The organism is Ulvibacterium sp., assembly GCF_965248315.1.
GTDB lineage: Bacteria > Bacteroidota > Bacteroidia > Flavobacteriales > Flavobacteriaceae > Ulvibacterium.
This window is the reverse complement of sequence record NZ_CBDFIX010000001.1, coordinates 5,001-28,206: the sequence shown is the minus strand read 5'-3', so window position 1 is coordinate 28,206 and position 23,206 is coordinate 5,001. Positions and strand designations below refer to the sequence as shown.

Here is a 23,206-nt window from a genome sequence, read left to right as displayed (position 1 = left end):
TGTACTGTTCTAAGTATACAAAACTGCTCGGTCTACAATATACTTTTAATTATCAATTTAAATGCCTTAATTTCATTCCCTAATTAATGCTAAAATAACCAAATGTAGAACTACACACTTTATGGATATGTTCAATTATATAAAGATTGATGAAAATTCTAGGGTTTCAAAATATAGACATATAGTAGATACCATTATCAATCATATTTCAAAGGGAATTTTAAAAATTGATGATAAATTTCCATCAATCATTAGTTTATTGAATAATATTTACTTTTTTGGAATATCGAAGAAAAGCCCATGAAAATGGACGGCTAATTATGGCCATTTAGTCGGTGACCTTATATACATGAGGACCATACAGCCAAAAAACCAAACTTTATGAAATATATTCCGTTCTATATCCTTTTAGGAATTGTTCTTTATGCTTGCAAACCAAACCATATTCCATCCGAAGAACCCGCTTCAAAAATTAGACCCAACGTCCTGATTTTGCTTACAGATCAATGGCGAGCACAGGCCACTGGCTATGCTGGGGACCCCAACGTGAAAACGCCCTACTTGGATAGTTTGGCCGCAATGAGCGTCAACTTCACTAATGCGGTCTCTGGGATGCCAGTCTGTTCGCCTTTTAGGGCTTCCCTATTGACTGGGCAAAGACCCCTGACCCATGGTGTATTTATGAATGATGTACAGTTGGATTCCAATGCCGTAACCATGGGCAAGATTTTTTCAAAGGCGGGATACATCACTGGATATATTGGTAAATGGCATTTGGACGGTCATGGCCGTTTACAGTTTATTCCGCCTGGAGCAAGAAGACAGGGCTTTGACTTTTGGAGGGGCAACGAGTGCACCCATGACTATAATAAATCATTGTATTATATGGGTAATAATCCTACTAGAAAGACTTGGCAGGGTTATGACGCTTTTAGTCAGACAGATGAAGCAATTCGCTACATGAAAGCCAAAGAGAAATCCGACAATCCTTTTTTGATGGTCGTTTCCTATGGAACTCCACATGCTCCTTATCATTCAGCACCGGAGGAATATAGAAATCGCTTTGACCCTGATAAAATCATCCTCCATGAAAATGTACCTGATAGCTTAAAAATGAAGGCAAAAAAAGATTTAGCAGGTTATTACGCTCATATTTCCGCATTGGACGATATGGTGGGAAAGGTAATAAAGAATTTAAAGGAATCCGGTCAGCTGGAAAATACGATACTAGTGTTTACTTCAGATCATGGAGATCTTTTAGGGTCTCATGGGGCCTATAAAAAACAACAACCTTATGAGGAATCCGCTCGTGTGCCTATGTTATTTCACATACCCAAGAATTTAGACATTACTACTGGCGAAAGGGAGGCCTTAATGAACTCGGAGGATATACTGCCCACGATTTTAGGTTTGTGCAATATCCCAATTCCCTACTCTGTGGAAGGCATCAACTATAGGCCCTATTTGGAAGGCAAAGCGCAGGTAGGGGATGCCACTTTGCTGACATGTGTACAACCGTTCGGTCAATGGAACAAAGTTGAACACGGCGGCAGGGAATATAGGGCCATCAAGACCAAACGGTACACCTTTGCCCGGGATTTGAAAGGTCCTTGGTTGCTATTCGACAATACGAGCGACCCTTATCAAATAGACAACCTTATTGGCAATGCCCAATTTGCTTCCCTACAAAACGATTTGGATAGACAACTTTCAGAACGATTAAGGGAAACCAGGGATGAATTTCTTCCCGGGATGGACTATATAAAAAAGTGGGGATATCCTGTTGATGAAACGGGTACTGTTCCCTACACGCATTAAATAAGGATATCTCAATTTCTAAAAACAAAAAAGCCTCCGATTTCTCGGAGGCCTTATGTTCACGGGGTGGGCCCTACTGGATTCGAACCAGTGACCCCCTGCTTGTAAGGCAGGTGCTCTGAACCAACTGAGCTAAGAGCCCTATAAAGATTTTTGCCATACCACTATAACAATAGCTTTCAGGCGGGTGCAAATATACTATAGTTTTTTTGTCGGCCAAAAGAAAAAATACGAAAAAATCAAACCACCTCGGCTACGGTAAATGTACTTCCCCCAACGAAGATAAAATCCATGTTAGAGGCATGGAGCAGTGCACTTTTTAAGGCTTCGGAAACAGAGCCATACATTTTACCCTTTAGCCCAAATCGAGAAGCTTGGTCCTTCAAAATAGAGGCATCCAATCCTCTGGGAATACTGGGTTTGGCAAAATAATATCTTGCATCATTGGGGAAAAGTGGAAGAACGGTTTCCAGATTCTTCTCCTTTACAAAGCCAAGCACAATATATAATTTATCAAAATTCTGTTGTTTTACTTGATCAAGAACAATGGAGAGTCCTTCACGATTATGTGCCGTGTCACATACTACCCTTGGGTTTTGTTGTAGCACTTGCCATCTCCCCAACAATCCGGTATTTTCTACGACATTTTCAAACCCTTTTTGAATATGTTTCTCCTCAATCTTAAAACCTTTAAGCTCCCTTAAAACGGCCACCACACCTTTGGCATTTTTAGATTGGTAATTGCCCGGAAGGGATGTCCCGTATTCTTCCTGTATTCTTTGATTCGCAAATACAACATTTGTATTACGTTCCAATGCGGTTAATTCAAATACAGAGGCTATTTCCTGTTGATATTCGCTAACAACCACCGGAACTCCTTCCTTAATGATTCCGGCCTTCTCCATAGCAATTTTTGTTAAGGTATCTCCAAGTATGTCCGCATGGTCCATCCCAATGTTGGTAATCAAAGAAACCTCCGGCACTATGATGTTAGTGGAATCCAACCGTCCTCCCAAACCTACTTCGATTATGGCAATATCCACCTTGTTTTGAGCAAAATATTGGAAAGCCATTCCAACGGACATTTCAAAAAACGAGAACTTGTGCTTTTCAAAAAAAAGTTTGTTCTCGTTTACAAAATCGACGACAAATCGTTTATGAATCGTTTCTCCATTGATTCTGATCCGTTCCCCAAAATCTTTGAGATGTGGTGATGTATACAATCCAACTTTATAGCCGGCCTCTTGTAGAATGGAAGCCAACATATGGCTACTACTACCTTTCCCATTGGTTCCGGCGATATGGATACTCTTGAATTTTTTTTCGGGATGATTTAGATGGGCCGCAAGGGCCTTGATATTATCCAATTTCCCATTGAAGGCCACTTTACCTTTTTGTTGGTACATGGGTAGTTGGGCGAACATCCAATCCAAGGTTTCCGCATAAGTCACTTATTCTCCTAATTTGAAGTTGACCACCACAAAACCGATTTGTTGGCTTGGAGCATTGGAATCCAGGTTCCATTTGTGTTTAAAAGCTGTCTTTCTGGCTGGATCCAATAGACAAGGGTCATTATTGGTAGTTCCTTTTACGCCTGGAGTAGCACTTACTACATTACCATTTCTATCCACAACAATTTTAACGACTACCCTCCCCTCCTGGTTACAGTTCTGTTTTTCCTTGCCCTTGCTGACCAGAGATCTTCCATTAAGTCCGTAACCTCCTGTGCCGCTACCAGAACCCGGACTTCCATAATAACTTGTAGCATAGGGATCACCATCCGGTGAGCCTTTGTCACCGGCTCTATTATCATCCCCTTCCGAGCCGGAAGCATTGCCATCGGATTTATTGATGCCGCCGATAAGCTCGTCCAATTTTTTCTTCTTGGCCTCACGTTCTTTCTGGGCCCTTTCCTCGGCCTCACGTTTCTCGCGGGCTATCCGCTCGGCTTCAGCCTTGGCTTTTTTAGCAGCTTCATCCGCCTTTCGCTTTGCTTCCTGTGCCTTTTTTATTTTGATGGATTCCTCATTTTCCTGGGTAAGGACCTTTTCGGCAACCGGCTCCTTTTCCACTACCTCTTCTTCCACTACCTCTTCCGGCACCGCGGTTTCTTGAACTTCTTCAGGCTCATTGGGAGGTTCCGGGATATCAACAGGTTCCGATCTGATTTTTTCTTTGGGTTGCTGGTTGCCCATTCCAAAATCCATTGTCCCGAAATTTACGGAAATACCATTTTCAATGGGAGGGTCCATGTAGGTTAGGCCTATATAGAACAATATAAGCAGTAACACACTTAACAACAAAGTGGTAAGCGTGAATGATTTTTTCTTGTGTCTCGTATCTAAAAATGACATTAATTGGGTCGCACGGCCAGAATAACTTTATAGTTATTTCGGTTCGCAATGTCCATAACGTTCACTGCCTCTCGAATAGCTACACTTTCTTCCGCCCTAAGGATGATAGTCGGTTTCTCCTGTCCTTCCAGTGCCTTTTTTAATTCAATTTCAATATATTCTCCGTTAATTCTTTCGTTGTTCACAAAATACTGCAGGTTTTTATCGATACTTACCGAAACGTTTTGTGTGTTTGTCGACTTCCCCTTGGCCTTGGGCAAAAGTAAATCCAGCGCATTGGGTGAATTGGCGGTAAGCATGAAAAAGATAAGCAAAAGGAAAACAATGTCCGTCATGGAGGACATGCTAAAATCAGGGCTTACCTTATTTCTTCCTTTCAATTTCATAGTCCCGGATTAAAGCGGTTCGTTCAACAAATCCAAAAATTCCACTGCATTGGCTTCCATTTTATGAACCACCTTATCCGTCCTGTTCACCAAATGGTTATACCCAATATAAGCTATAATCCCTACGATAAGTCCTGCTACGGTAGTTGTCATGGCCGTATAAATTCCTGAGGCCAAGGAGCCCATTTCAGCTTGACCCCCGCTGCTGGCCATTTCATGGAATGCCAAAATCATACCAATAACCGTTCCCAGGAAACCTATCATCGGTGCCGCACCGGCCACTGTGGCCAGAATACTTACATTCTTCTCTAGCTTGTAAACCTCCAAAGTACCTGCATTTTCAATAGCGGTGTTTATATCGTCCAAAGGTTTTCCGATACGGGAAACTCCCTTCTCGGTAAGTCTGGCAACCGGTGAATCGGTCTGGGCACATAAAATCTTGGCAGCTTCCAATTTACCGCTAGTGACATGGTCCCGAATCTGATTCATGAAGTTTTTGTCGATTTTGGATGCAGCCTTTATAGCGAACAGTCGTTCAAAATAAATGTAGCATGCTACAAATAGAAGTACAAATAGTACGGAGATAATGACGACACTACCTGTACCTCCGTTTAATATCAGATCCATTACGGAAAGTGTCTTCTCCTCGGATACCACCTCTCCCATTTCTGGATCCTGAGCAAGTTTCAGAAACAATAACATAAATTTCTTAAGTGTTTAGATTTGCCATAATAACGGCATTTTATCGATAAAATTATCCGTGAAGTACAAAATCACGCAATAAAATAAATACGACGGCTCCAGCCAAAAATCCAGCCAACGCCAACCATGCAATTTTTCTTAAATACCAGAAGAAATCTATTTTCTCCATACCCATGGCAACTACTCCCGCCGCGGAGCCAATAATTAACATACTACCGCCTGTTCCCGCGGAGTAGGCGATGAAATGCCAAAGTGGACTGTCCAACCCCTCAGAGAACATTCCCATACTGGCGGCCACCAAAGGTACATTATCGATTACTGCAGATCCTACGCCCAAGAGCATTACAACAATATCGGTATTGGGTATGGCCTGATTCATACTTTCAGCATAATGAAACAACAAACCTAGGGATTCCAAAGCGGCAACGGCCAACAATATTCCCAAAAAGAATAGGATACTGGGCAACTCTATTTTTGAAAGTGCCTTGTGGACCGGACTATGATGGGCCGCCTCATGATGTCCTTCATCCGTTGCAGAACTGATACTGAACTTGGCATTACTGTAGATTTCGGCAAAAGTAGCCACGACCGCCAATGAAAGCATCATACCCACATAGGGGGGCAAATGGGTAATTGTCTTAAAGAAAGGGACAAAAACTATGGAACCTAACCCTAAATATAACATGGTAGGGCCAAATTTTGATTTTGGTGTTTCCATTTGATTAATGTCAGTCTCAATATTACCCTGAAAGGCTTTGAATCTGCCCGCAATAAGTGTTGGCACAAGCATACAGATAATGGAGGGTAAAAGCACATGGATTACCAACTGCGCCGCGGAAACCTTGTCCGCTATCCACAACATGGTGGTAGTTACATCCCCAATGGGTGACCATGCCCCTCCTGCATTGGCATTTATGATTATTAAACCTGCGAACCAAAGGCGAGTTTCCCGATCCTTGATCACTTTTTGCAGAATGGTAACCAACACAATGGTTGCCGTTAGGTTGTCAATAATGGCTGACAGTATAAAAGCCAAAATGGAAAATAGCCATAATAGTTTGCGCTTGCTTCGAGTCTTTATATACCCCTTTATGGTGGCAAACCCATCAAAATAATCAATAATCTCAACAATGGTCATAGCGCCCAAAAGGAAGACCAGTATTTCAGCAGTTTTTCCCAGATGATGGAGCAACATCTCATCCAAGTGACTGGGCTCCAACTCCTTGAGCTCGGCATTTACCTCAAATACAGGCATATGTGTCAAAGCAATGATAGCCCATAATATGGCCATCATGGCCAAAGCCGGTATTAACTTATCAATTTTAAGGTTGTGTTCTAAGGTAATGGCAAGGTAGCCTACAAGAAATACGATAATAATTATGGTCTCCATACTCGGTCGGTTTTAGTTATACTAGCTGTTTCAATGCAATTTCAAATCCCGTTCTGCTCAAATTTATTTTTGAAGGATTCTGCTTAAAGATATTCAAAATTGCCTTTCTAATGGTATTGGAAGTATCATTAAATATCAATTCATCATTTATTCCCACTCTTTTCTCCATAAAGTAGGCAAAAACACGGGCCATACCGCAATTGGATATAAAATCCGGAATAAGGCTGACCCTGCCATCTGTATATTCCATTATGGGGCCAAAGAAAATCTCTTTGTCCGCAAAAGGAACATTGGCCCCGCAGGAAATGACCTCTAGACCAGTGTCCATCATTTTAGCAATCTGTGCTTTGGTGATCAACCGGGACGCCGCACATGGGGCAAATATTTCGGTGGGCAGCTCCCATATGCTTTCCTTTACCTCATCAAAAGGAATCATTTGGTTTGCAGGAGCCATGAGGTTATTCCCTTTTTTATTCAGAAAAAAATGTTTGATCTCGTCAAAAGTAAATCCCTTCTCGTTGATTATGCCTCCCGTCCTATCCAATATGCCCACAATCTTTGCGCCCATTTGGGAAAGATAGAAAGCCGCAGCTCCCCCAACATTGCCAAAGCCTTGCACCACAGCTCGTTTCCCCATAACATTCCCTCCAAAAATATCATAATAGTGACGAATGGCCTCGGCCACCCCAAAACCTGTGATCATATCCGCTACCGTATATTTTCGGGAGGTATCGGGAGAATATCTGTCACTTTCAAGGGGTTTTATGACCCCGAGCCGCAATTGTCCTATCCTATTGATCTTATCCGCCTCGGTAGGTCTAAAATGACCATTGAACACTCCCTCTTGTGGATGCCAAACTCCGGCATCTTCGGTTATTGGAATCACCTCGTGGGTTTCATCTACATTGAGGTCCCCACCTGTACCATAATAACTTTTAAGTAAAGGGGATACCGCATGGTACCATCTTTTCAACACCCCTTTTTTTCTCGGATCGTTCGGATTGAAATTTATGCCTGATTTTGCCCCACCTATCGGGGGACCTGAAATCGTGAATTTCACTTCCATGGTTTTGGCCAGGGAGAGGACTTCGTTCATATCAAGTCCCTCACGCATGCGCGTTCCCCCACCAGCGGCCCCACCCCTAAGTGAGTTTATGACCGTCCATCCTTCGGCCTCAGTTTCAGGGTCTTTCCAATTAAAAACGATTTCAGGCCGTTTATTTTCATATTCTTGAAGTAGTTCTTTCATTACTATTGATTTAAAATTGTATGTGACTTAGAATACATGTACTACGTAATACTTCTCATTATTCTGCTGTTCCCTTAGGATGTAGCTAATGTTGTCTCATACTATTTTGCTTAAATCAGTTTGAAAGATGACCGGTAACAAATATAAAAATTTGGCATCGGTTTTGACATGTTTTACAGTTCCTTATCACAAAAATTAACCGTATAGAAAATAGCTCGTAAACCTATTCTGCATTAAGCTCCGTAATCTTATCTTTGTTACAGAAAAATAAGTGACTTTTTATGGATTTTACCTTATCCGAGGAACAATTGATGATACGGCAGGCAGCCCGAGATTTTTCCCGGAACGAACTACTTCCTGGAGTAATTGAACGTGACGAAGCGCAAAAATTTCCGACAGCACAAATAAAAAAAATGGGGGAAATGGGGTTCATGGGTATGATGGTAGACCCTAAATATGGTGGCAGTGGATTGGACACCATATCCTATGCCATTGCCATGGAAGAATTTTCAAAAGTGGATTCGTCGGCATCCGTAGTGGTTTCCGTAAATAATTCCTTGGTCTGTTGGGGACTGGAAACCTTTGGCAACGAGTCCCAAAAAGAAAAGTATTTAAAGCGACTGGCAACGGGTGAGATTATTGGGGCATTTTGCCTTTCCGAACCAGAAGCGGGTAGCGATGCCACCTCACAAAGGACTACGGCTCTTGACCAGGGGGATCACTACATACTTAACGGCACCAAAAATTGGATTACCAACGGTAGCACAGCGGAAGTTTATTTGGTAATAGCGCAAACAGATAAAGAAAAAGGGCACAAAGGCATCAATGCCTTAATCGTGGAAAAGGGAATGAAGGGTTTTGAAATAGGGCCCAAGGAAAATAAATTGGGGATTCGAGGAAGTGATACCCACTCCCTTATTTTTAATGACGTAATTGTACCAAAAGAAAATCGAATCGGCGAAGATGGCTTTGGCTTCAAGTTTGCCATGAAAACTCTGGCCGGTGGTAGAATCGGAATCGCCGCACAGGCTTTGGGCATTGCTGCGGGTGCATATGAACTGGCACTAAAATACTCCAAGGAACGTAAAGCGTTTGGAACGGAGATATCCAATCATCAGGCCATCGCCTTTAAATTGGCGGACATGCATACACAAATAGAGGCGGCCCGACATTTGGTGTACAAGGCAGCATGGGACAAAGATCAAGGGAACAATTATGACCTTTCCGGTGCAATGGCCAAATTGTATGCCTCCCAAGTGGCTATGGAAACAACGGTTGAAGCGGTTCAAATACACGGAGGTAATGGTTTTGTAAAGGATTACCATGTAGAACGGTTAATGCGGGACGCAAAGATTACGCAGATTTATGAAGGCACTTCCGAAATTCAAAAAATTGTTATTTCAAGGGATATTGTAAGGAATTGAAATATAAACAAATCAGGCCATGCTTACCCACCTTAACGAATAAGGGGCTTATTTTGTTTTATTCCAACATTCAAAGTGTTGCCCCTCTAAAAACATAGGGGTCATTTGTTATAAATTCCCAAAACAGGATGACTTACCCTATAAAATCTTTTCAAAGCCTTTTTCGATTTCTTAAATTTGTCATTCTAATAAATTAAACCGACCAAAAATTCGTTTTTGAATATTTTTAAGCATTTTATTCTAATTGTTGAATTTTATTTTGTCTTTTTTTTGATTCAATACAAATAATTCATCAATAATGCTATTTTTGAATAAATGCCATAATGTTTGAAACCTGCCATTTCAAACAAGTACATCTACTAAAAGGTGTACTAAATTGTATAGGCCCCTTAACAAACAAACTAAATTGTACCAGATGAAATTGAAGAAACAAGGGTTATACCTACCGGAATTTGAACATGACAACTGTGGCGCGGGCTTCATCTGTAGCCTTAAGGGAAAGAAATCCAATGACATTATTCATAAGGCCCTTGAGATACTGGATAAATTGGAACATAGAGGTGCGGTAAGTGCCGATGGAAAGACAGGTGACGGAGCGGGTATCCTTATAGACATTCCCCATGATTTCTTTAAGGATGTTTGCAATTTTGATCTTCCTGAGCCTGGGGAATATGCCGTGAGTAATGTTTTTTTGCCCCAAAAAGAAAACCAGCGCAATTTCTGTATTTCGGTCCTAGAGGAAAACATCAAAAAACAAGGACTCAATTTGTTGGGTTGGCGCAACGTTCCGGTCAATAAGTCCGTACCCGGGCGCATTGCCATGGAAACAGAGCCTTTTGTAAAACAGATTTTTGTCGGAAAAGAAACTGCGGAGCAAACCTATTTTGACTTTAATATTAAGCTTTTCATTGCGCGTAAGGTCACCGAACATACCATCATTGAATCCAAACTTTCTGAGAGTAAATTCTTTTACATACCTAGTCTCTCCACAAAAATCATCATTTTTAAGGGACTATTGATGCCCAAAGACATCAGTTTGTATTACAAGGACCTAATGAATCCTAAAGTAGTAACCAGATTGGCCTTGGTACACCAAAGGTTTTCTACCAATACTTTCCCAACCTGGGATTTGGCACAACCTTTCCGTTATATGTGCCATAATGGTGAAATCAATACCCTACGCGGCAATGTTTCAAGGATGCGTTCAAGGGAGAGTCTACTTCAAAGTGATTTGTTCGGCCCGCAAATAAAGGAAATACTTCCTATAATCCTTCCGGGAAAATCGGATTCTGCGACCATGGATATGGTCGTTGAGCTTTTGCTCATGACAGGCAGGTCATTGCCAGAGGTAATGATGATGTTGGTTCCCGAAGCTTGGGAAAAAAATTCCGAAATGTCCGAGGCCAAACGTGCCTTTTATGAATACAATTCCTGTGTAATGGAACCTTGGGACGGACCTGCTTCCATTCCATTTACAGATGGAAATTACATCGGTGCAGTTTTGGATAGGAACGGATTGAGACCTTCTCGGTATTCAGTGACCAAGGATGGATATGTTGTGATGTCCTCGGAAACTGGAGTCGTCCAATTGGAGCCGGAAAATATAGAATATCACGGTAGGCTAGAGCCTGGTAAGATGTTCTTAGTGAACATGGAAGAGGGAAGAATAGTAAATGATGAAGAAATAAAGGAAGAAATTGCCCAAAGACATCCCTATAAGAAATGGTTGGACAATAATTTGGTGCATTTAAGGGATATCCCCTACAATGATTGCCCCTTATTCTTGGGCGAAGCAACTTTGGAAAAGCGGAAATCCGCCTTTGGATATACCTTGGAAGACATTAACACCATAATCCTACCTATGGGAAAGAATGCCAAGGAGCCCATTGGTTCCATGGGTTCGGATACTCCCATAGCGGTACTTTCGGAACGTCCCCAGTTGCTTTACAACTATTTTAAACAGCTTTTCGCACAGGTTACCAATCCTCCTTTGGATGGTATTCGTGAGGAATTGATTACGGATATCAGCCTCACCCTGGGCATGGACTACAACATTTTCGACATTACGGAATATCACTGCAGAAAACTAAAAATCCAGAACCCCGTGATTTCCAAGGAAGATCTGGACAAAATAAAGAATTACGATTCCAGTCCGGATTATAAAGTAGTTTCCATACCCATTTTGTATGAGGTTCAAAAAGGTCATAATGGTCTTGAGGATGCATTACAATCCATTTTGGAGCAGGCCTCCAAGGCCATAGATGAAGGGGCCAACATCATTATTCTTTCCGATAGGTATGTTAGTGCAGAAAATGCACCAATTCCCGCCTTACTTGCCTGTTCCTATGTAAATAGTGGACTCCAAAGGTTGGGCAAACGCTCTAAACTCAGTATTATCATCGAATCCGCAGAACCTAGGGAAGTGCATCACTTTTGTCTTTTGTTCGGATTTGGGGCAAGTGCAATAAACCCATATTTGGTAAATGAGATTATTGGGGAACAGATTGAAGAAAATGATATCACCGAATTCACTTTCGAAGAAGCCATTGCCAATTATAACAAGGCTATCGGCAAGGGAATCTTAAAAGTGATGAACAAAATAGGTATCTCTACTTTGAATTCATACCGGGGTTCGCAATTGTTTGAGTGCATTGGCATAAATACCAAAGTAGTTGACAAATATTTCCCCAATACGCCCACTCGAATTCAGGGTATCGGATTGTACGAGATTGAAAAAGAAATTGCGAAGAGGCATAATAAGGCATTTAGCAAAAAAGAAGTGGCAGCGACTCTAGACCTGGAAATTGGTGGGGAATATCGTTGGAGAAGGGATGGCGAGAAACATATGTTCAATCCATTATCCATTGCCAAGCTCCAAAAAGCAGTTCGTAACAACGAGGCCAATACGTATAAGGAATTCTCCGAAATGGTGAATGAGCAGTCAAAAAATCTAATGACCATTCGAGGGTTATTTGAATTTTCCAATTTTGACCCTATTCCCTTAGAGGAAGTTGAACCTTGGACGGAAATCGTTAAGCGTTTTAAGACCGGGGCCATGTCCTACGGGTCTATAAGCAAAGAAGCCCACGAAAACCTGGCCATAGCCATGAATCGCATCGGAGGGAAGAGCAATTCTGGCGAAGGTGGGGAAGACGCCGAACGGTTTTATAGAAACGCTACAGGGGATTGGCGTAACAGTGCCATAAAACAAGTAGCTTCCGGGAGGTTCGGGGTAACCTCCAACTACCTTACAAGCGCACAGGAAATACAGATTAAAATGGCTCAAGGTGCCAAGCCTGGCGAAGGCGGGCAACTTCCTGGCCCAAAAGTAAATCCTGCTATAGCAAAAACAAGGAACTCCACACCTTATGTTGGATTAATTTCACCTCCCCCGCATCACGATATTTATTCCATTGAAGATCTGTCTCAATTGATTTTCGACTTAAAATCCGCCAACAGAAAAGCACGGGTCAACGTAAAATTGGTTTCCGAAGTTGGTGTAGGAACCGTGGCAGCAGGCGTTTCAAAGGCAAAAGCTGATGTGGTACTTATTTCCGGGTTCGATGGAGGTACAGGAGCCTCGCCTTTGACTTCCTTGAAACATGCCGGACTCCCATGGGAGTTGGGAATAGCCGAAGCGCAACAGACTTTGGTTCTTAATGACCTTAGAAACCGGATCGTTCTTGAATGCGATGGACAGTTGAAAACGGGAAGGGATGTGGCGGTGGCCTGCCTTTTGGGTGCGGAGGAATTTGGTTTTGCCACCGCTCCCCTAGTAGCTTCGGGGTGTATTATGATGCGTGTTTGTCATTTAAACACTTGTCCGGTGGGTATCGCGACCCAAAACCCGGAATTGCGTAAGAAGTTCGAAGGCAAACCTGAGCATGTGGTCAATTACATGTATTTTGTGGCTCAAGAGCTTAGGGAAATTATGGCGCAATTGGGCTTTAGGACCGTAAATGAAATGGTTGGGCAAGTGCAAAAATTAGATAGAAAAAAAGCTATCGAACATTACAAGGCGGCAGGAATTGATCTTACCCCAATTTTGTACCAGGTAGATGTCCCTTCGGGAACCAAATTCTACAATACACAGAAACAACAGCATGATGTGGACAAGTCCATTGAATTTGACATTATAGCGCAAGCACATCCGGCCTTGTTCCGAAAAGAAAAATTGACTTTGGATTTCCCCATACATAACACGGATCGTGCGGTAGGAGCCATTATTAGTAATGAAATATCAAAAATATACGGTGCGGAAGGGCTCCCGGAAAATACGTTAAAGCTTAATTTTACGGGCTCAGCGGGACAAAGTTTCGGAGCTTTTGCCACGAAAGGATTGACTATGGTGGTCAATGGAAACACCAATGACTATCTGGGGAAAGGGTTATCCGGTGCCAAATTGGTCATTAAAGTTCCGTACAAATCCACCTTGCAACCTGAAGAAAATGTCATTACGGGCAACGTAACCCTTTACGGCGCAACGTCTGGCGAAGCCTACATAAATGGAAAGGCAGGGGAACGTTTCTGTGTCAGAAACTCCGGTGCTAAAGCAGTAGTTGAGGGAATCGGGGATCATGGTTGTGAATATATGACTGGTGGTATAGCTGTAATTCTCGGCGAAGTAGGAAGGAATTTTGGTGCTGGAATGAGCGGCGGTATTGCCTATGTTTTTGATGAGAAGAATACATTTAGGCAAAAATGCAATACGGAAACCCTAAACCTCTTGGAGGTAGATGAAGACAACGATATAAAACAGCTTAAGCAACTTATCGAAAATCACTACAACGCTACCCTTAGCCCGCTGGCTCAGCGTATTTTGGAAGATTGGGAGCAGAGTCTTCCCAAATTTGTAAAGGTCTTCCCTGAGGAATATAGGCAGGCTTTGATACGTTTGGAAAAAGAAAAGTTGGAAACCATATAAATCGAGAAATGGGAAAGATTACAGGATTTTTGGAATTCGATAGAAAAGTTGAAGAATATGCCCCGGTAGAGGAGCGTGTTAAAAACTTTAAGGAATTTACCCTTCCAATGAAGGAAAAGGAACTCAAGGACCAAGGAGCTCGCTGTATGGACTGTGGTATTCCTTTTTGTCATAGTGGATGTCCCTTGGGTAATTTAATCCCAGATTTTAATGACGCGGTGTATCGCGGTAAATGGGAAAAGGCAGCTGATATTTTGCATGCCACCAATAACTTTCCCGAGTTTACAGGCCGGCTCTGCCCGGCTCCCTGTGAAGAAGCCTGTGTTTTAGGTATCAATGAAGATCCAGTTTCCATTGAGAATATCGAAAAAAATATTGTGGAGACCGCCTTTAAAAAAGGATGGATAGAAGCCAAGCCTCCCAAGAATAGAACCGAAAAAAAGGTGGCAGTGGTTGGTTCAGGACCAGCAGGATTGGCTGCGGCACAACAATTGAACAGGGCCGGACACTGGGTTACGGTATTTGAACGCGATGAAAAACCTGGAGGGTTATTGCGGTACGGTATCCCCGACTTCAAAATGGAAAAACATATCATTGATCGAAGATTGGAGGTTCTGGAAGAGGAAGGCATAGAATTCGTATGTAATACAAATATTGGAAAGGACTTGGAAGCCTCTCAATTGAAACAGGATTTTGATGCTATTGTACTCTGTGGTGGTGCTACGGTCCGTAGAAATTTACCTATTAAAGGTTCGGACTTAAAAGGAGTGGTCCAAGCTATGGATTTTCTATCCCAAAATAACCGAAGGGTAGATGGCGTCAAAAAATTTGATGGGGAAATTTTGGCCACTGATAAGAACGTTATTGTTATCGGTGGAGGTGATACGGGTTCGGATTGTATAGGTACTTCTTTCCGTCAGGGGGCAAAATCAGTATCCAATTTTGAGATTATGCCCATGGCTACCACAGACAGACCAGAGGACCAACCTTGGCCATTTTGGCCCATGCGACTACGTACCAGTTCTTCCCACAAGGAAGGTGCCGAACGTTTTTTTAGTATTTCTACCAAAGAATTTATTGGGGATAAAGAGGGTAATCTAAAAGGTTTGATTACTTCAGAAGTCGAATGGATCAAACAACCTGGTAAACGTCCGGTTCTAAAGGAGGTAGAAGGAACCGAGAAAGAATGGGAATGCGAATTGGCCCTCCTAGCTTTAGGATTTACCGGATCCGAAATGACCATTGCAGAACAACTGGGACTAGAGGCGGATCAAAGAACCAACATAAAGGCAGAAGAGACAAACTACCAAACCAATGTACCGGGAGTCTTTGCAGCCGGTGACCAAAGAAGGGGACAATCCCTCATCGTTTGGGCTATTTCAGAAGGCAGACAAGCAGCGCATCATGTGGACACTTATCTTATGGGGAGTTCGGAACTGCCTTTAAAAGGTGATGGCGACTTGCCTAGGGTATAATGTTTGAGTAATATCAACCAATCCACTATGGATTAAAAATCCATACCCGCCCCATGTATTAGGTAGGATTTCTACTGAAGGTTGTGACCATGGAAGTTTGGCTCTGTGAGATTATAGAACCAAAAGCAATTTTATTCTTCCATTTCCTGTTTCCATTTGTCCAACATCTTTTTGATGTCCGTGCCCCCACGAAACGCTACAACAATGGTAACCACAAAGTACCATACCAGTACCAATGCGCAGAGTATTGTCCAAAACCAATGTTCCATATCAGTTTGTTTTTTTGGTCGATGGTTTAATTAAAGAGCCAATAATCATAGCTAGAGCAGCCGCAAAATAAGTAACAGCGCCAAATTTATATGGGCCTACCTCCAATATCCATTCCTGTGTAACCGGTACCTCTTGCAGGATCAAGTAACTTATAGGAATAGTACAACCAATAGCTATTGCAGCTATGGCCCCCCAATTATTAGCGGGTTTCCAATAACAAGCGGCTATCAATAGTACACTCATACTAGATAGATAAATGGTCCCAGTGACCTGGAGATACACCCAGAGATCTCCCTTTAGGGGGTACCACAATCCATAGAGCAACAAAAAAATCCCGATAAGTGCAATTAGAATACGATTCCAGCGAAGTCCTTTCGCATCGGACCACAGACCTTTGTGAATCGGTTTCATGATGTCATTGTAAATAACCGAGCTCCAGGCAATCATATAGGAAGAGTTTGTGGACATGTCCGCAGCTAACATGGCCGCAACCACAATGCCTATTAACCCTACAGGCAAAAGTTGAGCGAACATAGTGGGCATAGCCAGAATTGCTTCACTGTCGCCAAATTTATCCTGACCAAAATAATGAAGGGCCGCTATGCCCAATATGGCCGGAATCGCAAAACGAGCCAACATAAAAGGAGATGTCCCCATGAAGATACGTTTGGCGGTTTTGGTATCCTTTGCCGATAACACTCTTGAAATTATGGTCTGCCAGGTCAAAATAGAAGCAAAGGCCAACAAGACATCGAGAAGAATACGGTCCAAACCATAGGTGTCATCCTCAAAAGGATTGTAGGCCACTGGGCCTCTTATTTGATCTAAACTGGACAGCATGTCAATCCATCCAAACTGATACACAACCAAAAAAACAACAGCAATGAGACCAATACTCATTACTACAAATTGTATATAATCGGTTATAAAAACCGAAATCATCCCTCCCAGAATCGTGTATGCCGCCACTCCCAAAAGAATGAGGGTCATTACAATTTCCAGATAGGCCATATCAAAACCGCAAACAGCCGTTAAAAAGTTCCCGGCCTGCCGTAAAAAAACACCCATATTGAGCAACCCTCCCAAAACAATGACTACACCGCTGGCCCAACGTACTCTTGCACCAAATTTATCCTCAAAAAGTTCAGGCAAGGTAATGACTTGTTTATCCCGCAATGGCTTAACACAAAATCCGGTATAACCAACAACGAACATGGCAAAGGCCAAGGCTATCCCGGGAGTAATACCTGCAAAACCATATTTGAAGCCCAATTCTGCATTGGCCATGCAAGTGGCAATGCCAAACTCGGTTGCCGCCAGGGAAGCAATACCCAAATACAGGTCCACACTTCTCCCTGCGACCAAAAAATCGTTTACATTTCTTACATAACGCCGTACCCAAAGGCCTGCCGCTATTGTGCCTACAAGATATAGTACAACAATTCCCCCATCAATAAAAAAATCAAAGTTGGTCATTTCGTGTCCTTTAAATCAAGGACAATCCTTTGCAGGTTTTCCAATACCAATTCCGTAATTTCCAATCCTTTGGTTTTGGAAGCATGGGCGGGGTCACCAAATACCCCATTGGAAGTCATTTCCATCATAGAACGATAGAGCGCTATTTTTGGAGGATGCAACATGTCACCTTCGGCCCAAGGGTGGGTTTTGGAGTGTTTTCCCTTTTCATAGGTATCAGTCCGTACCAAATGCGGTGCTATCAATAACATCAAAGAAGTCTCAAACTCACCTGCGTGACCCGTACTCATGGCACCACCTTCATTTAGCATTCCCAATTCGGGGCTTCCTAACTTCCACCATGTGGCCATTACTATTTGAACACCCGGATAGGTATTCCCCAATTTTTCTACCAAAACCTGCCCCACTGCCTGATTTCCACCATGGCTGTTTAACAGTATAATATTGGTAAATCCATGATGTATCACAGATCTCACCGTATCCTCAACATGATTCATAAAGGTCATATGACTTAAAGTCAATGACCCCATGAAATCCATGTGGTGATCGGAACATCCAATAGACATTGCTGGCAAAACAATGACATCATTAGGTATTTTTTTATGCAACGAATGGGCAAAATGTTCCCCTATTAATCGGTCCGTGGCCAAAGGCAAATGAGGCCCATGTTGTTCGGTTGCAGACATAACTAGAAGAACCGGGACTTTCCGATCAATTACTTCAAAATCCAAGCTGGTCAATTCATCCCAAATCATAATACTAATTTTTTACCGCCCACATTTCTACTTCTACACGTAAGGTCATCAACAAACCTGACTCTACCGCCGTGCGTACTGGTTTCGGTTCTACAAAATAGTGCTTGTACACGGCATTAAAACGGGGCCATTCCTTTAAATCCTTAATATAAACGTTAACTTTAAAAACATCTTGAAGTGTACAACCAGCACTAGCCAATTGCAGCGCACAATTGTCCAAGGTATAGGCAGTCTGTTCCTCAATGGTGTCCCCAATTACGTTGCCCTCCTTATCGATTGCGGCTTGTCCGGAAATAACCACCAATTTTCCCGGATTCACTTCCAATACTGGCGCATAGGGCCCGGCAGTTTTATGCTGACTTGCATTTTTTGGCAAAGATTTACCTGGAGCCGTAGACATATCCACTGATTTTGCCTTTAAAGGCATATACCCCGTAAAACCCACTATTTTCCATTCATTCCCAACTTTTTTGCAGCGATATAGGGTTTGCCAGTCCGTCGCGATCCCGTCACCATCCTTTTTCCGCATCGGGCCAAAAAACTTTTTGTGTAAAAGCGCAAAATTACCTTGTATCTCTATATCCTGCAGTACAGTTACCCTATGGAAGGCATCTTCCTTATCCTCCACCAAGTCCACTTTGGCAAATTCCTCCGCTTGAGACAGCCACTCCGTTTTGTAAGATTCCAAGCTAGGATATTTTAGTTGCCATTTATCCACATCGTCTTGTTTTCCTGCATCGATACCCATAAAGCCTTCCGCAATAAAATCATCTTCTACCATGGACCAATCTTGGGAAACGAATGCCATGATATCTCGATTTACCAACATCTCCCATAAATATCTTCTGTCTAAATCGTTTTGCGGGAAAGGATTGTTTTTCATGCCTTATATTCTTTTTTACTTACCTGGTAATCCGTGATGACAGTGATATCTGGTTCTATGCCCAAACCCGTGCCTTCTGGTAGATACACAAACGGGGGTTCCATCTTAAGGGGTGCTTTAAGTAAATCGTGCTCCCTAATCAACCTACCAAATATATCGCTGGGCCAGACGCAGGATTCCGCTGCCGCTGCTGAATGGACATACATAGCCTCAAGAATTCCCAAATCAATTTCCGATCCGTGCCAACAAGGAAGTTCGGCGGCCGAAGCAATATGATCTAAACGTTGAAAATTGGCCAATCCGCAATTGAAATTGAACCCATCTACAGCTTGTTCTTGAATAGCCTGTATACTATCCTTAATTCGTTGTCCATGAAGTATATAAGGTAAGGCAACGTGCAAAGCAATAGGAACTGAACTATAGGCTCGTAATTTTGAAAACTCAGATAATTGCCATCTAGGAATGGGATCTTCAAGGCAAAGTACATTGCCGACTTCCCTTAGGCCATCCAGACGTTTTTTGGTCTCATACGCGCGTTCCCAACGTTCGTTGGGATCAAGAATGACCTTCATACCAGGAGCTGCCTCTGCAATGTTCTTACACCAACCTACTACGTCATCCTCCAAGTCTGTCTTAAATTTTAGGCAATCGTAACCTTGTTTTTGAAAATTGGAGGCCAATTCACCAATATCATCCAAATGCCGGTGGCTGGACCATGCTCCTATCTTAACTTTTTCCTTAATTGCACCTCCCAGCAAATCTACAACCCTTACATCTTTTAATCTCGCATAGGCATCCCAAAGAGCGCATTCAAATCCGTCATATTCCCGGCAAAAAACAAAAGGTAGTTTTTGAAGTACTAAATTTTCAATATCCATCCCGATGAGGATATCGCAAATATCATGAACCATTTTCCAATCATGACCTCTATACAACTCGCCCCAACCAATTGTACCATTGCTCAATTCCAATTGCACCAAGAGCTTGGAAATTTCGTCGAATTGTACGCTCCATCCTGCCTTGGCGCCAACAGGGAGTTTGTGTAAAGGTTTATCTATTCCTTTACTTGCAATGGTCCCAGGGTGTGTTGGCACTTTTACTTCATATAAATTGATATGGCTAATTCTCATAGTTATTGGGTATTGGGAATAAAACTATTGGCATATAATAAATTGGTAAAACCAGCATCAACGGTAAGTGTCTGCCCAGTTATGGAGTTGGCCATATGGGATAATAAAAAAACTACGGCGTTACCACAATCGCGGGCACTTATCATATGTCGTAGGCTTTGGTAATCGTTTTTTTGACCCTCGATCCAAGCCTTAGGTTTATCGGTCCAGGAAGCCACGGCATCCCTACTTTGTTCGGAATCCACATAACCTGGAGCCACTGCATTACAACGCACACCAAACTCGCCTAACTCAATTGACATTCCCCTGGTCAATCCCTCTACGGCCGCCTTCGCACCGGCATATAAAGCATACTTTGCTGTTGTTTCACGTGCATGAACCGATGAGATGTTAACGATATGACCTACTTCATTATCCTCCATTAATTGTCTTACAAAAGTCCGCGCCATTAACCAAACACCTTTGACATCAATATTATAAAGATTGTCAAACTCCGATTCATCGGCCAAATGGGCATTTTTGTGTAAACCTATTCCTGCATTATTAACTAGGCCATGTACTAGACCATATTCATTCTTTATTTCTTCAAAAATCCGTTCCACGTCCTTTGCATTGCTGATATCCCCCACTATGGCATGGGCATTTGGATATTTTTTAACTGCAGTTCTAGTCCTCACCGCATCGAGGTCATTGAGCAATAGGGTACCCCCACAATCCGAAATAGCCTCACAGATACCGGCACCCACACCAACACCGGCTCCTCCGGTTACCAAATAATTTTTCCCTGTAAAGTCTATTTGCATCATAGGTTTAAAACCTTACTAACTACGTGATGAATCATCTTAAAAGTATTAATAAGTAGCTCGACCACCTGAGAGGTCAAAAACATAGCCTGTATTAAAACTTGCCTCTTTTGATACAATCCAACAGGCCAATGCAGCAACTTCGTCTGTAGTCCCCAATCTTCCCATTGGAATCTTTGATGTCATATATTGTAACATCTCCGGTGCTGTATCCTCGTTCATCGGTGTTGCAATTACTGCCGGGGCTATTCCGTTAACGGTAATCCCGCTATCCGCATATTCCTTGCCAACTCCTTTTACAAGACCCATAAGTCCGGATTTGCTTGACGCATAACCTACCATTCCCGGATTTCCTTCCTTGCCCCCGATGGAGGTTAGATGAAGAATTCTCCCGTACTTCTGACCACACATTTGCGGTAGCACTGCCTTGGTGACAATAAAGGCTCCCGTAAGGTTTATATCCATAACCTTTCGAAAATCCTTTAGTTCGTATTCCATAATTTTTGTTGACGTTGGACCAATAATGCCCACGCTATTTACCAAGATATCCAGTCTGTCATGGGTATCTATTACATTTTTGACCGCTTCATTCAACGTTGCTTCATCCGTAATATCTACTATGGTAGTTTTAATTGTTCGATGGTTGTTTTCCAATTCCGTAAAATCTCCTTTTAATACATCAAAGACCGTGACTTCGGCACCTTCATTGAAAAGTCGTTTTGCTATAGCCTTGCCGATTCCTCTGGCGCCACCTACGATTATGGCTGTCTGATCCTTAAATCTGTTCATCTGAATATCCATGTTTTCAAACTACATAATTCCATATTTGGCAAACGCATCCGTGGCCGACATTCCATTCTGTATGGCTTTGAGCACCACTTTTTCTCCTCGCGCTTTTTCCAAAGCGGCCTTCACTACTTCTTTTTCTATTTTTCGGGGAATTACACATACGCCGTCCATATCTCCAAATATGATGTCGCCCGGATTTATATATACACCGTTAATTTCAATGGGCACCCTGTAATCTATGACCTTACCCCTTGGGCCTTGGTCTTGGGCATACCGCCCGTAGGAAAACATGGGGAAATCCAAATTTAGGATTCCAGAAGTATCTCTCGAATAGCCATCTACAACAGCTCCTGTGGCTCCACATTGTAAGGCTCTTGCACTCATTAGCTCGCCCCACAGGGCATATTCAGGCGAAGATCCGGTGCAGATATAAACTTCATTTTTTTTTAAATCGTCCAGAGCTTCAAGCATTAAACCGAAAGGTTTTGACATTACAGGGTTCTTTTCACTTGGCGAGATTTCCCCAAAACTATCTGCTTCAAGAACGGGCATAGCCCTTCCCACAACAACCATGTCGTCGCGTAATGGTACTATTTTAGGGGAAAGGAATTGGTGAAAATATCCCAATTTGTCCATAATATCACCGACCACTGCTGAAAACAATTCTGACCTTATCAGTTGGAATAGTTCATCATCATCTTTCCATATCATAAGCTAGTTTTTATCTCTGACAACTTCATTATACACTCGATATGAGCAAAAATATGGGATAAGATATGAGCTTTCTAATGAAAATACTATCAAAGTCGATAGGAATCGACCAAAATATAGGTGCTCTATTACCTATGTTGGTACATATGGAAACTTAAATGCGCTGCATTGTGATGCGGAAAAAAGTTTGTGGAAGTATTGAAAACAAAAAAAGGCCCCCCTCCACATAAAAGCGGAGGGGGGCCTTGAGGAAGGCGGCTCCCTACTCTCCCGCCCTTTCGGGCAGTACCATCGGCGCTGGCGGGCTTAACTTCCCTGTTCGGAATGGAAAGGGGTGGGCCCCGCCGCCATGGCCACCTAGGTCTTCGATATCCTTTTGACATTATAATGGGACGGGGAGGGAACGGGAATCCTTTTCAAGTGGACAAAGCGGGCCATCGGGCCAAAGGCCCTTTCGCGCACCCCTCCCTAAGGAGGGGGCGCACATTGCGCAAGCCATACGGGCAATTAGTACCGCTCGGCTGCATGCATCGCTGCACTTCCACCTGCGGCCTATCGACGTGGTCGTCTCCCACGGCCCTTTAAAGAGATCTCATCTCGCGGCGGGTTTCGCGCTTATATGCCTTCAGCGCTTATCCCGTCCCGACGTGGCTACCCGGCGATGCCC

General features: G+C 42.8%; 18 protein-coding genes, 1 tRNA gene and 2 rRNA genes (1 of these 21 running past the window's edge). 4 read left to right on the top strand and 17 right to left on the bottom strand.

What is annotated here, in order from left to right:
- Window positions 1-381: 381 nt before the first annotated feature.
- Window positions 382-1,818, top strand: a complete 1,437-nt coding sequence (locus ACP2AF_RS00120; protein WP_425234219.1) for a sulfatase family protein — start codon at window positions 382-384, stop codon at window positions 1,816-1,818.
- Window positions 1,819-1,885: 67 nt separating this feature from the next.
- Here the strand turns inward: ACP2AF_RS00120 and ACP2AF_RS00115 are convergent.
- The 7 genes from ACP2AF_RS00115 to ACP2AF_RS00085 all read right to left on the bottom strand — a co-directional run bounded on the left by ACP2AF_RS00115 (window position 1,886) and on the right by ACP2AF_RS00085 (window position 7,899).
- A tRNA-Val gene (locus ACP2AF_RS00115) sits at window positions 1,886-1,960 on the bottom strand.
- Between the two features lie 97 nt (window positions 1,961-2,057).
- On the bottom strand, window positions 2,058-3,269 hold the full coding sequence (locus ACP2AF_RS00110) for a bifunctional folylpolyglutamate synthase/dihydrofolate synthase (protein WP_425234218.1): 1,212 nt from the start codon (window positions 3,267-3,269) through the stop codon (window positions 2,058-2,060).
- Window positions 3,270-4,172, bottom strand: coding sequence for an energy transducer TonB (locus tag ACP2AF_RS00105; protein WP_425234217.1), 903 nt, complete (start codon window positions 4,170-4,172; stop codon window positions 3,270-3,272).
- Window positions 4,172-4,558, bottom strand: a complete 387-nt coding sequence (locus ACP2AF_RS00100; protein WP_120713659.1) for an ExbD/TolR family protein — start codon at window positions 4,556-4,558, stop codon at window positions 4,172-4,174. Before ACP2AF_RS00100 ends, ACP2AF_RS00105 begins: the two co-directional genes overlap by 1 nt.
- A 9-nt stretch (window positions 4,559-4,567) precedes the next feature.
- Complete coding sequence (locus ACP2AF_RS00095; RefSeq protein ID WP_120713660.1) at window positions 4,568-5,260, bottom strand: MotA/TolQ/ExbB proton channel family protein; 693 nt, start codon at window positions 5,258-5,260, stop codon at window positions 4,568-4,570.
- 52 nt (window positions 5,261-5,312) lie between these two features.
- The gene (gene nhaD, locus ACP2AF_RS00090; protein WP_425234216.1) at window positions 5,313-6,650 is read right to left on the bottom strand and encodes a sodium:proton antiporter NhaD; all 1,338 of its coding nucleotides are present in this window, start codon (window positions 6,648-6,650) and stop codon (window positions 5,313-5,315) included.
- 16 nt (window positions 6,651-6,666) lie between these two features.
- A complete protein-coding gene (locus tag ACP2AF_RS00085; protein ID WP_425234215.1) occupies window positions 6,667-7,899 on the bottom strand; it encodes a Glu/Leu/Phe/Val dehydrogenase dimerization domain-containing protein in 1,233 nt (410 codons plus the stop codon).
- Between the two features lie 281 nt (window positions 7,900-8,180).
- Here ACP2AF_RS00085 and ACP2AF_RS00080 point away from each other — a divergent pair, with 281 nt between their 5' ends.
- The 3 genes from ACP2AF_RS00080 to ACP2AF_RS00070 all read left to right on the top strand — a co-directional run bounded on the left by ACP2AF_RS00080 (window position 8,181) and on the right by ACP2AF_RS00070 (window position 15,722).
- Entirely contained in the window at window positions 8,181-9,323 is a 1,143-nt protein-coding gene (locus tag ACP2AF_RS00080; protein WP_425234214.1) for an acyl-CoA dehydrogenase family protein, read from the top strand.
- A 415-nt stretch (window positions 9,324-9,738) separates the two neighbouring features.
- Window positions 9,739-14,247, top strand: a complete 4,509-nt coding sequence (gene gltB, locus ACP2AF_RS00075) for a glutamate synthase large subunit (protein ID WP_425234213.1) — start codon at window positions 9,739-9,741, stop codon at window positions 14,245-14,247.
- 8 nt (window positions 14,248-14,255) lie between these two features.
- Entirely contained in the window at window positions 14,256-15,722 is a 1,467-nt protein-coding gene (locus ACP2AF_RS00070; RefSeq protein WP_425234212.1) for a glutamate synthase subunit beta, read from the top strand.
- 131 nt (window positions 15,723-15,853) lie between these two features.
- On the opposite strand, the gene ACP2AF_RS00065 is transcribed toward ACP2AF_RS00070, so the two are convergent.
- The 10 genes from ACP2AF_RS00065 to ACP2AF_RS00020 all read right to left on the bottom strand — a co-directional run.
- Window positions 15,854-15,991: a hypothetical protein gene (locus tag ACP2AF_RS00065; RefSeq protein WP_425234211.1), complete on the bottom strand. Its 138-nt coding sequence runs from the start codon at window positions 15,989-15,991 to the stop codon at window positions 15,854-15,856.
- A 1-nt stretch (window position 15,992) separates the two neighbouring features.
- Window positions 15,993-17,468, bottom strand: coding sequence for a sodium:solute symporter family protein (locus tag ACP2AF_RS00060; protein ID WP_425234210.1), 1,476 nt, complete (start codon window positions 17,466-17,468; stop codon window positions 15,993-15,995).
- Complete coding sequence (locus ACP2AF_RS00055) at window positions 17,465-18,223, bottom strand: creatininase family protein (protein WP_425234209.1); 759 nt, start codon at window positions 18,221-18,223, stop codon at window positions 17,465-17,467. Before ACP2AF_RS00055 ends, ACP2AF_RS00060 begins: the two co-directional genes overlap by 4 nt.
- Before the next feature lie 4 nt (window positions 18,224-18,227).
- Complete coding sequence (locus ACP2AF_RS00050; protein WP_425234208.1) at window positions 18,228-19,106, bottom strand: RidA family protein; 879 nt, start codon at window positions 19,104-19,106, stop codon at window positions 18,228-18,230.
- Entirely contained in the window at window positions 19,103-20,236 is a 1,134-nt protein-coding gene (locus tag ACP2AF_RS00045; RefSeq protein ID WP_425234207.1) for a mandelate racemase/muconate lactonizing enzyme family protein, read from the bottom strand. The genes ACP2AF_RS00050 and ACP2AF_RS00045 overlap by 4 nt, the downstream gene beginning before the upstream one ends.
- Before the next feature lie 2 nt (window positions 20,237-20,238).
- Window positions 20,239-21,042 carry an SDR family NAD(P)-dependent oxidoreductase gene (locus ACP2AF_RS00040; RefSeq protein WP_425234206.1) on the bottom strand — a complete coding sequence of 268 codons (804 nt, stop codon included), beginning with the start codon at window positions 21,040-21,042 and terminating at the stop codon, window positions 20,239-20,241.
- 45 nt (window positions 21,043-21,087) lie between these two features.
- Window positions 21,088-21,828 (bottom strand): SDR family NAD(P)-dependent oxidoreductase, encoded by a 741-nt coding sequence (locus ACP2AF_RS00035; RefSeq protein WP_425234205.1) that lies wholly within the window; start codon window positions 21,826-21,828, stop codon window positions 21,088-21,090.
- A gap of 21 nt (window positions 21,829-21,849) precedes the next feature.
- Window positions 21,850-22,539, bottom strand: a complete 690-nt coding sequence (locus ACP2AF_RS00030) for an RraA family protein (RefSeq protein WP_425234204.1) — start codon at window positions 22,537-22,539, stop codon at window positions 21,850-21,852.
- A gap of 249 nt (window positions 22,540-22,788) precedes the next feature.
- Window positions 22,789-22,900: ribosomal RNA gene (gene rrf / locus ACP2AF_RS00025) — 5S ribosomal RNA — on the bottom strand.
- 125 nt (window positions 22,901-23,025) lie between these two features.
- Window positions 23,026-23,206, bottom strand: a 23S ribosomal RNA gene (locus ACP2AF_RS00020) (it continues 2,663 nt past the right edge of the window).